Origin of the sequence: Clostridium aestuarii (assembly GCF_026735135.1) — a bacterium.
GTDB lineage: Bacteria > Bacillota > Clostridia > Clostridiales > Clostridiaceae > Clostridium_H > Clostridium_H aestuarii.
This window is the reverse complement of the sequence record NZ_JAPQER010000001.1, coordinates 625,825-638,095: the sequence shown is the minus strand read 5'-3', so window position 1 is coordinate 638,095 and position 12,271 is coordinate 625,825. Positions and strand designations below refer to the sequence as shown.

The window sequence follows — 12,271 nt, the reverse complement described above, 5'->3', positions numbered from 1 at the left end:
GATAATAATAAATGGGAGTGGGTTAGGTGGAAGTAAATAAAATCATTGAAAAATTAATAGAATATAACCTTATAACTGATTTCTCAGATATAAGAAATAATATGTATAGTGAAATGTGTGATGTAAAAGAAGCAGAAAATTCAAGGTATAGAGTTAATGATATAGATAGAAATATTTTTTTGATAGATAATAATTATTTTAAAGATATAAATATTGATATTAGTACTTATAATGAGAAGGTTAAAGAACATGGGATTGAAGCATTAGCATATTATCATTCTTTTCATTGGTCACAAAAAGATAATAAAGAAAAGTATAATATGGATAAGTGGGGAATTTATATTAAAGAAGGTGCATTATATTATGTAGCTAAAAAAGTATTTTTTTTAATGGAATAGATATATATACAAGTTTACAATTAGCTTTTAAGTTGTTATTTACACATGATTTTTTTCACTTTTTAACAGATATAGCTATTGCCACTTTAGAAATATCATTGCGAGATAGAATAGATATAATATGGGATGATTTTGTTTCTCATAAGTTTGTTGATATATGGAAAAATTACATGTTTAAAAATATTAATGATGAAATAGGAAAAAACATATCAAGCTGTCTAACAAATGATACTTTGGAAGCACTTAAAAAAATTTTAACTATGGATAATAAATATAAATTATATAAAAATTATATAGAAAAAGTATATTTAAAAACAGATTCATTAGAAGAGGCTTTAGCTAATGCTTATAGTTATAAAAAATTTTATGGAAAAAATATATCCTCATCAATAAGAAATTCAATAAAAAATTTTATAAAGAGTCAACCAAGAGGGTATAATGAATTTGATAAGTATTTATCTAGAGAAAAAAATGAAGCAGGATTAAGAGGATTAAGCACTTCGATTTTAGATACTAAGTATATGTATAATAATGGAATAATACCTTTAGAAATTTTATTTGATATTGCAAGTAAGTATGTAAAATATACAGATGTTCCAGTTTATATATTAAAAGATTTTTATAGTTTTAAATCTACTATGAAAATGGTTACTTCAATATCTTATGATGAAATAATTGAAAGTAATAAATTCAAAAAAGATTTAAAATCAATGCCACATAATATTAAAAAGAGATATAAAAGAGCCTTAAAGAAATTAAATGAAAATATAAATATTCATGGACTAAATTTTAAAAAACTAGAACGATATGATGATATATTTACATTTAGAGTAAATGATAATTATAGAGTATCATTAAGAGAACCGAGTAAAAATAAGGAACATAAATGGGAATTATTAAGAATAGCAAAGCATAAGGATTTATATATGAGACCATTTTAAATATGAATATATACAGAGTGGCTGTCTGAAAATATACTTTTGAGACAACCACTTGTTAATTTTTTTGAAATTTTATTTTAATTAATGGATAAGAGTATCTATAATAGGCCATAGTAGCTTGACTTTATCACCTAGAAGTTTTTCAACGTCAGTACTACTTATTATTTGATATCGGGTGAAGGTATATTTTACTAAGAAAACCGGTTCATATTTGAAAGTTGGATTAGGGTGTTTAGGGACAGATTTTGTAATTTTTAGATAAGTATTTATATAAGAAGTAGAAACATTAGATACATTAATATCAGGTAAATTTTTAATATCCCACAAATCTAACCAATTATAAAAACGGCTAGTTTCTACATTTACTTCTTTCTTCAATACACTAATAGTTGCATTTGAAGCATTTTTGAAAGAAGTCAATAATTTATTGATATTAAATGGTTGACAGTGCATTTCAAACATTTTTCTTTGTTCCTTAAATTGTATATTGACTGCTAGTGTTACGTTATCACTATTTTGAGGAATTCCTAAAAATATATTAGGAGATTGAGAAATTAAATCAGGATATAGTGACATTGGTAAAGGGCAAATAGCACCCCATTCAGCATCTATATTAGGACTGTTAGTAACTTAATTATCCCATGTGATATTTGGACATACATTTTGGGCATAAACTATTAATGATTTGCCCAAATCATTTAGTTTATCTCTTAACTTATTTTTTTGCTTTGCATTTTGCACATTAAAATCACTTGGATTAAAGGAAATCATATATTAAAACCTCCATGCATTTAATTATTTATTATTATGAATATATGTTAAGTAAAGATAGATCAGAATTGTATTTAAAACTGAGTATATAATTTATTTTTAATTAATATATTTTTAATTATAAACGTAATTAAAAATCAAACGTAGGGAGTGGGGGAAAGAAATGAATAATTCTAACGTAGTAAAATTTAAAGATAAAAATTTAGAACAGGTAATTAGAATAATAATTAATAAACCTAAAGGAGATATTCTAAAAGAAGAAATGGGATATATTAAAAAAATAAATATAAATGATTTTAATAAAGGGAAAATAAAAGATTTAGAAGGAATACAATATGCTATAAATTTAGAAGACTTAAATTTACTAAATCAAGATATTAATGATATACATCAGCTTAGTAAATTAGTTAATTTAAAAGCTTTAGGGTTAGTAGGAAATAAAATTAAAGAAATTAGTGCATTAAGAAATCTAACCAAATTAAAAATGTTGGCAATTTCTCATAATAACATTACTGACATTACTCCATTAGAGAATCTAGTAAAATTAGAATCTTTATTGGCACAGAATAATAATATTAGTGATATAAGTTCTTTGAGTAGACTCATAGAAATGGAATGGCTATATTTAGAGAATAATAAAATTTCAGATATCAAACCATTAGAAAATTTGACTAAATTAGAAGCGCTTAATCTTGATAATAATTATATTGAAGATATAAAACCATTAAAGGATTTAACAAATTTAGATGGACTCCAAATTAAGAATAATAGAATTTATGATATTGGTATTTTAAGGGGACTGAATGGGTTAGAAGTGTTAACGTTAAGTGGAAATAAAATTATTGATTATAGTCCTGTTGAGAAATATTATAGCAAATTATTTAAACCTGATTTTGAATACCATACATTAGAATATTCAAATTTATATTTGCTTTTTGTAAAAATTAAGAAAGATATCGATTCAGGATTATTTAATGATATATATTCTCCATTTAGAAAATTAAAAGGTATTAATCTTAAAACAAAAGATGATTATAGTAATTATAACTCCTCTATAGATAGATTTGCAGAATTTATTTATACTAATCCTGATTTGTATGAATTGATTATTTTAAAAGATAAGTATATAGGTAGAAAAGCAGTACAAGAAGTTAGAGTTACTCAAAATACTAAAAAAGGAAAATATATATTTTTCTTTATAGCTGTAGGTAATTATAGAGTTCTATGTAATTATGTTAAAGAGGAAGATTATGATCCGAATACAAATAAAAACTATTTAATACCTAATTTAGAGAAAAGTAAGATAGAAATATTCAGTAGAAGAATTAGCAACCAAATTCTTGTAGTTAATACTTATAAGGCATTTTTGAGTTATTGCGATAAAAATAACTTCAATGTTGTTAGAACAGTTAATAAACCTTTCTATGATGAGTTTGAAAAAGCATTAAAGAATATTGAAGGTTTCAATAGTATATTAAGTGATTTTGGCATCAAGGAATTAAAAAATGATAAAAGAGGACAAGAGTATAAATATATTTTTTACAATGGAATTTTTATTATTACACATTATATTAAAAAAGATGAGTCAGAAGATATAAGAAAAGACACACATAGATACTGTATATTTTGTGGAAATGAAATATATAATGATGATATTGTATGTTCGATTTGTGCAAATAATATTGATTAAAAGTATCTAGGAAATTAATATATATTAGACTATTGATATTTTAAGAGGAGGATATACTAGCAAGAAAAAAACTGATAATATTTTCTTTTAAGAGGTCGTGTCTGACACGAGTAAAATGTAAATTAAAAACGCAATTAAACTTAAATGAAAAGTTGTGAAACTACTGTTAAGAGAATGCTTTCACAGTTTTTGTTTATAATGAAATTAGATAATAAAGAGAAGTAGATTAATCGATTTTAGCTGAAAATAAATTTAAAAATTTACAATTATTGGATTTGAAACTGATCCTATAATATAAAATGGAAGTTTATCCTTACTAGAAATGGCAAAACCATATTTGTGCTTTAGAGACTCTGTTTTAATTTTGTAGGATGGTTATATAACTTAATAATGGATAAATTATAAAATATTATTATGTATTTTGCATATTAAACGACATCAAGTATTTTGATTTTTCTTCACTAGACTCCTCATTATTATGTACAGTAGAGGATTAAATTTGTTTTTGTATTAAAATTATAGAAAAACAAATTTAATCCTCTAATTTTTAATTAAGTTCATTATAATGATTAACTAATACCGATAAATTATGATTCATAGAGTTAATGGATTTTTGAATTTGTGTTATAGTTTGTTCTATAACGTGAATGTTTTTTATTATAGTTACTATATCGTTACCTGGAATAGCTAATGAATAGGGACTTTCTTTACCAGCTATTGCGAGTTCAAGTTCAATTAATGGAATTATAGGTTTAAGTTTACCATTAAGATTAATTTTGCAATCATTGGTTTTAGAACTATTTGGTGGAGATTTTTTAATAGTGGGATTTTCATGTGGTAAAGGTTTAGGATTATTTTCTGATTGGTTTATGTTTATGGAAGTTGTAAACATCGATAGTTGAAAATCTTTTGGTAGTTTATAATAGGGATGGAGCGAAGGAATTTCAACCCATCTTTTCTTTATGGTATCCCAATGCATATCGAAATACCATAAAATGGTTTTTCTTAGAGAATCATAACCGAATCTTATCCTTCCACTTTTCTTGAATGTTTTAATTATTATCTTAGGAGCGTTATTAGTTGTTATCATTTGATGTATAGTATCAAATTCTTCATGAGTTAAAATTTTCCTTTTACTCGCCATAATCACAATCCTTAAAAATTACTTATAGTATATAATATTTTTGTAGTGAATAAGATATTACTTTAGCATTGAATAAATTTTATTGAAAAGTAGGCAAACACTCTATCACGGTATACCGTGACAGAGTGTTTGCCTACTTTGGGGTTAAATATATAATATACCTCGTTCTTATATATACTTATTTAATAAAAGGTTATATAAATTTATATGGTTTTACTATAATATTCATTGAAAGTTGCTTATTAATTTTATTTACTATTATCTTATCTATATAATTATCAATGAATAATCTTTTGTCTAGTCGTTCTAATTTATTAAAGTTTTTGGGGAAATTAGATAAAGATTCAATAAAAGTTTCTTTACTAAATGGTTGTTTTTTTAGTGAGTTTTCAAGTTTACTTTTTTTCTGTTGATATTTTTCATATAAATTTGAGAGTATAGCTTTTTCGGAGCGAAGAATTTCTTTAATATCAGAATCTGTTTCATCTTTTATTAAGGATTGAATTTTAGTTTTATAATTTTGGATTTCATTAATTTTGTCATTAATGCATTTGAGAAAAGTTTTAGCTTTATTATGCTTATTATTAAATTCATTGTAATAAGTTTCAAATAAGTTATCAAGATTCTTAAAGTTTAAAATTTTATTTAAGGTTTCTATAAATAGATTTTCAACTAATTCCTTTTTTATAATTAATTCAGATCTTCCATTACTACTTTTGATACAACAGCGGTAAACGCTACCTTTGGCTTTACCATAGTTTTTACATTTCATAATGGAATTACATTTTGCACATATTAATTTTCCTTTTAAAATGAAAGGTGTTGTATAATAATGAGGATCTCTTAATTTAGAACGCTGTTCTCTCAATTCTACACATTTATTCCACTGGTCTTCATTTATAATAGTAGCGTCTTTAAGAAGGTTAGATAATATAGGATTTTCATGTTTGTTATGTGTTCGTCTGCCGCCGCGTCTATCCCATGCAATATGCCCAGTATAAGTTTGATTTTTAATAATAGATTCAATTTTATTTTTAGTCCAATAAGGACCATACTCTTTATTCATTTTATCAGCTATTCTTTTATAGCCTAATCCTTCATTTATATAATATTCAAATATAGTTTTTACTACATTACTTTCAAAATTAGATATTTCTAGTGTAAAATGATTTCGTTTAGAATCATCTTCATCTATTGGTTTACGTATGTAACCATAAGGTTCTCTACCACCAGGCCAATAACCTTTAGTTACACAGGATTTATTACCAGCTTTTACTCTCATAGAAATAGTATTTGCTTCAAATTCAGCTAAACTTGATAAAACAATATGCATAAAGCGATTCATTTTATCATCTTTAAAGTTAAGATTTTCTCCATCTTTAGTATAATGAATATCAATTTTAAAATTTTTAAAGAATATATCTAGTGCATTAGTTTCGGCAACACTTCTAGAAAGTCTGTCTCGAGTGTATACAATTAAATACTTGAAACGTTTATATCCTGCTAATTGTAATAGCTTTTGTAATTCAGGTCTATTATACATATTTTCAATTAAATTTTCTTCACTAAATTGTTTACCAAGTATAGTAGAAGCAGGTTTGGCTTCTTCAAAAATCATATTATCGTCTAAAATCCAACCTTTTTTTTCAGCGTATTGCTCTGCTAGAGAACGTTGATTTTCGGGAGAAAAGCCCTTTTCTTTTTGAGTTTCTGTAGATACTCTAATGTAAGCAGCAGCTGTTTTTTCCCTATTTGTATTTGATGTCATTGATTCTATAATCTGAGTTTTCATCACAAACAAACACCTTCTTTATATTTTCATTCAAAAATTTTTGAGTAGTCTCATAATTAATTTTCATTTTTGCGATAAGCTCATGTATGTTATTAAAGTTAATTAGTTGTAAAACAATTGATCTAAGCTGATTATGGTAATTTATATTGCGTTTTAAGTGACCAATATCAGATTTAAGTGTTTTTTCAATATTTAATAGCGATTTTAACTTTAATTTATATTTTTCATTTTTAGCATTATTGACATATTTCAATGTAGATTCTCTTTGAGTTAATTTATTTTTATTAAGAGATTTATTTTTATCAGACAATTGTTTTTTAATAGAGTTAATATTTTTATCAATAGCAGTGATTATATTAGCTGTACTGAAAAGATCATTTATAACTTTTTCTAATACGTTATTTACAATATATGATTCTTCTAGGATGATACATTGAGGAGTATTACATTTATAGATTTTACCTTTAAGACTAAGTTTTTTCCCACATTTATTACAATATAACAATCCTTTAAGTAAATAGTTGACGGTTTTTCTAGGCTTACGTTTACGAGTATGAGTATTTTTCCATTTTTTAAATGCTTCATACCAAAGATCTTCATCTATGATATTTTTTACGTTAGAACAAGGATGAAAAAAGTTTTTATTAACTTCTACTATAGTGTTATTTTCATAAATAAGAGAATCCTTTAATTTATAATCCAGGTCTTTTAGTTGAAGATTAGCATATATAGGATTTTGTATGACATTTGGTATACTAGATTTCTTAAAATCAGTAGGTATTGTTATGGTTTTATCTTTACGTATTTCTCTAAAAAGCTCTGCAGCACCGGTTATTTCATTATTTTCAGTGTACTTTTGAAAAAGTGTTTCAATAAACTCAGCTTTTTTTTTATCTTTAATGTATTCAGTACATGGCTTTTTAGATATATTGTCTGAATTAGAATTAAGAGGAGTTATGTTGGTTATTGGATAATTAGGTTCATCAATTTTAAGACCAAAAGGAATATATTTTCCAGCTGAATATTCTCTCCGTTCTCTTTTTTTCTTTCTACCTGCTGTAGTTCTTTCAGTAACAATTTTAGGCTCAAGTTCGTCAACAGCCATAATTATATTTTCAATAAAATCTCCAACATAGTTTTGTGGAGCTTGGAATTCTCCTTCATTAGAATATAAAATTTTGATGTTATGATTTTTAAAAAAATTTTTTATATCAATGAAGTCTGGAGATAATCTAGCTAATCTATCTCTACGAAATACAATTACAGTTTTGAAGCATCCTGCTGCGGCATCTTCTAAAAGCTTATTAAATTCAGGTCTTTCATAATATCTAATTTTTGTGGCAGATATTTGTTCTTCATAAACATTGTAAATAAAAAGATTATGAGTATCAGCTATTTCTATGCCTAGGTTTACTTGAAAATCCAAAGATTTACTTTGTGGATTGGATTGACGGGCATAAATTGCTGCGTAATTCTCGGGACTTTTAACCATATTAGTTATTGTCACATCCTCGATCACTTTGATTTTGTTCATTTAACAAATCTCCTATAGAATTATTTTCTTCTATTAAGAGATTTATTAAAAAATGGACAAGTTTATTCCTTGCTTTTTCATCATTTTTGTATTCTATTGATATAATTGGGCTTTGATTTTCTTTTTTCATTATTTTTTCTCCTTGTAAATTGCAAATATTAAAATATTCACAGTATGTTTTGCAGTTAGGGGTAGGGGAACAAGAAAATAAATAGGTAGTTTTTTATTAGAATAAAAAATTAAAGTTTTATCAATAACTGAAATAAGTTTTAGTGCGCATCAGTCTTATTCCTCCTTGAACTTAGCTTGTGTAAATTTAATGAAAATATTCAATAACACGAATTGTTCAATAAATTGAATAATAGGGTAAAAAAATAAGACTCTGAATTATAAATCAGTGTCTTGTTTTAAGTTCTTTAATTGTTTGATGTATTTCATTTCTTCTACTGTGTGGGTAGAAATAGCTTTTATAGCTTCAGGAGTATATTCATATTCTGAGATGGTTTCTAGAAATGAATTTATAACAAGATTTAATTCTTTTGTTAATATATCTATGTTATTAAAACCTTTATTGTTTAAATAGATTTCAAGTTTTTTTTCTTTAGGGTTTATATGCAACCCATTAATTTGTATAGATTTATCTAGTATTATTTCTGCTAAAGGTATGTCCAAAACATTTATAAGTTGCATTAATAAATTTAGTTTGAATACATTATTTTTACCATGTTCAAGATGGTTAACAAATCCTACTGATACATTCAAATGCTTGGCCAATTCTTGAGTTGAGTAATTTTTAGCTTTTCTATATTTTTTTATAGTAAATCCGAGTTTTTCATTTGGTGTAAGCATGAAGACACCTCCTTGTTAAGGATTATTGACAAAAAATAGAAATTATAAACTGTAAAAAGGTTATATTGGTAAGTAGGTTTAAGGTTGAAAGAAAAATTAAAATATAATGTGAGGTATAAAGGTAATAAAAAAGAAAATTTAGGATTAATGGAAGTAAAAGTATAATAAATATAGGAGTTTCGTGGATTTTTTAATTAAGGATAAATCATGGAAGTAAAAGAAGAAATATAGAATACTTTTTCTATAAAAAAGATATTCTGTTATAGTATTTTAACTAATGATTGGCAGATTGGAATGAATGATAAAAAATAAATTAAAAAGAGAAAAGCATAAAGAAGATTAGCTTAAAGTGACTTTATATACAAAAAATGAAACATGATGTATAATTATGGAGAAAATAATAAAAGAGGGGATAAAATGGAAAACTATATAAAAATCAAAGTATACCCAGCATCTAATGGGGAAAGCATTTTAATAGAATGTAATGGTAAAGAGCAAACTAATATATTAGTGGATTGTGGTTATATTTCAACTTATAAATTAATCAAAAAAGATTTGAGTAATTTTAAAAAAAATAAAAAGAAGATTGACTTACTTGTATTAACTCATATAGATAATGATCATATTAATGGTGCAAGAGATTTACTTTGTGATTATATTAATGATGAAATATGTGAAATATCAGAAATTTGGTACAATGATTATTTTAGCATATATGATATTGAGGTTAATAAAAAAGAATTATGTAAAACAGAATATAATATATTTAAATTATTACAAAGTGATGAATATCCACCAGATCCTAATGAAACTGGTGAAAAAACTATTTCATATAAATCTGCTAACCTTTTAGTAGATTATTTAGAAAAAGATAAAATAAGGCAGAGATTAAATAAATCATTTGAAAATGCAGTATGCATTGATGATAAGAATAAATTAAAAAAAATTCCAATAAGTAATGAAGTAGAAATTATATTATTAGGTCCCACTAAAGAAATATTAAATGAATTATTATATGATTGGAGAAAATATTTAATAGATAAGGGATTTGAAAAGGAAATAGTTAAATCTAAAGAACTTGCTGAAGCTTTTGAACTATATTATGTAAATCAGATTGAAGATGCAATGGAAGAAATCTATTGTGAAAAAGAGTGTGCTGCAAGTGATGACTTAAAAGAGTATTTAGAATTTAATGTTTCAGATGAAAGGATAGAAAATAGAAGTTCTATTTCATTTATTTTAAAGTTTTATGACAAACGTTTGCTATTTTTAGGAGATAGTAGTCCAATAGACTATGAAGAAATATTGGGAAATTTATTAAAAAATTTAAAAAAGGATAAATTGAAATTTAATTTAGTTAAGGTTTCACATCATGGGAGCAAGTATAGTACATCAAATAAATTTTTAGAAATGATAACTAGCAAAAGATATCTTATATCAACTAATGGCAATAGTTTTGATCATCCTGATTTAGAAGCTATATCAAAAATTATAGTTAATCAGAAAGAAAAGAAGATATTATATTTTAATTATAGGTTGCCCAAAGTAGAAGAATTTTTAAGAGATTATAGGTTAGAAGAGAGCAAATTTATAGTTAAATATGAAAATGAAAGTTCGCTTGATGAGGATACACAGTTAATTGATATTAAGGGGGAGGAAGATGAATTACAAGATAGTGGGAGAGATTAGAAATAGAAAAAAAGATGGAAAGTTAATGGGAACTTGTTTTTTAATCAATCCAACATATGTATTGACAGCTGGGCATGTATTAAAAGATTTAGATGATGTAAAAGATTTAGATATAATTTTTAAGTTTATTAATACTACAAGTAAAAGTAGAGATAAAGTCTATATTAACTATGATGATATTGATCTTGCAGTATTAAGATTAGATAGTGAGATTAAGCAAAATATAAATTATAGTGAAATATATGCTGATGTAGCACTAGAAAAAGGTGATGTTTGGGAGACAACTGGTTATCCTGAAGATGCTAAATATGATTTGACTAATAAAGATAATAAATATTCATATCTTGATGGAACTATAAATAGAGAAATTGAGAATGAAAAATGCGATTATGAATTGACTATCAATGATCAAAAACTTAATACAGATTGGCAGGGATTATCTGGAGCACCTTTGTTGATAGATAATAAAATAGTTGGGATTATTTCAACTGAATTTATATCTAAACGAATTAAAACTAAAATCAAAGTAGTGAGTATACAAAAAGTAGTGGAATTTTTAGCGAAAAACGATAAAATGGATGTGTTAAAGGTATTATCATATAGATGTAAGAACTTACTCAATGATAGAATTGATGAATTTCACAAAGAATGTGAAGAAAAATTTTTTTATTTTCAATATGTAATGGAAGATTTTAGTTCAGATTGTCTTGTGCTTAAACAAAAATATCAAATTCAAGATATAGGAGATTTAGTTGATTTATTTTTAAGAGATTATGCAAATGAATTACAAGATTTAATTTTATTAGAGGATAATAATTTAAAAATTAAACGTAAACAAATGAAAATTGTTGACGAGGTTACAAATGAATTAAAAGAACAATTAATTAAAGATAATAAAATTTCTTTGGTTTTACTTTGGATTATATTAGAAGGAAAATATAAATCACCACGTTTAGCTTCAACATATTCATTAATAAATGAAAATTTAAAACAAGATATATACATATGTAATACCAATGATGGAATAAAATTATTAATAGGTTATGCAGAAATGCAAGAAAATATTTTAGATTCAATTAAAGAAGTGTTGAATGAAATTGATAAAGAAAAATCAGCGAAGAATGACCAAGAAAGAATTATTATCTGGGATGAATTAGCTGTCAGCTATTTAGATACTGCAACAAAAGTACAAATTAACAAAATAAAAAATGATAAACTAGAATTAGAGATAATATTATTGAATTCTTATAATAGTGAAATTTATAATAAAATCCAGTATAAACGAAATGGAGATAATGATGCGTTAGTTAAATTTATAGTAAAAAATGAATTGGACAAGTATAACCATGATATTGTAGGATTGTGCTCTAAATTTAAATGGATAAAAGAGATAAAAATTCATTGGATATCATTACCAATAGAATCGTTGAGTGATTTTAACAATATGTTATTATAATTTGGAG

At 24.8% G+C, this 12,271-nt stretch carries 12 protein-coding genes; 5 read left to right on the top strand and 7 right to left on the bottom strand.

Translation table 11 applies throughout. The features are described from left to right. Nucleotides 1-26: 26 nt before the first annotated feature. Nucleotides 27-398 carry a hypothetical protein gene (locus OW763_RS02690; protein WP_268039517.1) on the top strand — a complete coding sequence of 124 codons (372 nt, stop codon included), beginning with the start codon at nt 27-29 and terminating at the stop codon, nt 396-398. Between the two features lie 32 nt (nt 399-430). Continuing rightward, on the top strand, nt 431-1,339 hold the full coding sequence (locus OW763_RS02685; protein WP_268039516.1) for a type II toxin-antitoxin system RelE family toxin: 909 nt from the start codon (nt 431-433) through the stop codon (nt 1,337-1,339). An 81-nt stretch (nt 1,340-1,420) separates the two neighbouring features. Here the strand turns inward: OW763_RS02685 and OW763_RS02680 are convergent, their stop codons facing one another. Both OW763_RS02680 and OW763_RS02675 read right to left on the bottom strand, forming a co-directional pair. Then, a complete protein-coding gene (locus OW763_RS02680) occupies nt 1,421-1,915 on the bottom strand; it encodes a hypothetical protein (RefSeq protein WP_268039515.1) in 495 nt (164 codons plus the stop codon). Between the two features lie 54 nt (nt 1,916-1,969). After that, entirely contained in the window at nt 1,970-2,110 is a 141-nt protein-coding gene (locus OW763_RS02675) for a hypothetical protein (protein ID WP_268039514.1), read from the bottom strand. 163 nt (nt 2,111-2,273) lie between these two features. Here OW763_RS02675 and OW763_RS02670 point away from each other — a divergent pair, with 163 nt between their 5' ends. Then, nucleotides 2,274-3,800 (top strand): leucine-rich repeat domain-containing protein, encoded by a 1,527-nt coding sequence (locus OW763_RS02670; RefSeq protein ID WP_268039513.1) that lies wholly within the window; start codon nt 2,274-2,276, stop codon nt 3,798-3,800. A 547-nt stretch (nt 3,801-4,347) separates the two neighbouring features. Here the strand turns inward: OW763_RS02670 and OW763_RS02665 are convergent. The 5 genes from OW763_RS02665 to OW763_RS02645 form a co-directional block, all read right to left on the bottom strand. Then, the gene (locus OW763_RS02665) at nt 4,348-4,944 is read right to left on the bottom strand and encodes a hypothetical protein (RefSeq protein WP_268039512.1); all 597 of its coding nucleotides are present in this window, start codon (nt 4,942-4,944) and stop codon (nt 4,348-4,350) included. Nucleotides 4,945-5,137: 193 nt separating this feature from the next. After that, on the bottom strand, nt 5,138-6,736 hold the full coding sequence (locus tag OW763_RS02660) for a recombinase family protein (protein WP_268039813.1): 1,599 nt from the start codon (nt 6,734-6,736) through the stop codon (nt 5,138-5,140). Beyond that, entirely contained in the window at nt 6,693-8,270 is a 1,578-nt protein-coding gene (locus OW763_RS02655) for a recombinase family protein (protein WP_268039511.1), read from the bottom strand. Before OW763_RS02655 ends, OW763_RS02660 begins: the two co-directional genes overlap by 44 nt. After that, nucleotides 8,230-8,400, bottom strand: coding sequence for a hypothetical protein (locus tag OW763_RS02650; protein ID WP_268039510.1), 171 nt, complete (start codon nt 8,398-8,400; stop codon nt 8,230-8,232). The genes OW763_RS02655 and OW763_RS02650 overlap by 41 nt, the downstream gene beginning before the upstream one ends. Before the next feature lie 257 nt (nt 8,401-8,657). Then, complete coding sequence (locus OW763_RS02645) at nt 8,658-9,119, bottom strand: helix-turn-helix domain-containing protein (RefSeq protein ID WP_268039509.1); 462 nt, start codon at nt 9,117-9,119, stop codon at nt 8,658-8,660. Nucleotides 9,120-9,536: 417 nt separating this feature from the next. Here OW763_RS02645 and OW763_RS02640 point away from each other — a divergent pair, with 417 nt between their 5' ends. Further along, a complete protein-coding gene (locus tag OW763_RS02640) occupies nt 9,537-10,808 on the top strand; it encodes an MBL fold metallo-hydrolase (RefSeq protein ID WP_268039508.1) in 1,272 nt (423 codons plus the stop codon). Continuing rightward, nucleotides 10,780-12,264 carry a trypsin-like serine protease gene (locus OW763_RS02635; protein ID WP_268039507.1) on the top strand — a complete coding sequence of 495 codons (1,485 nt, stop codon included), beginning with the start codon at nt 10,780-10,782 and terminating at the stop codon, nt 12,262-12,264. Before OW763_RS02640 ends, OW763_RS02635 begins: the two co-directional genes overlap by 29 nt. The last annotated feature ends 7 nt before the right edge of the window (nt 12,265-12,271 follow it).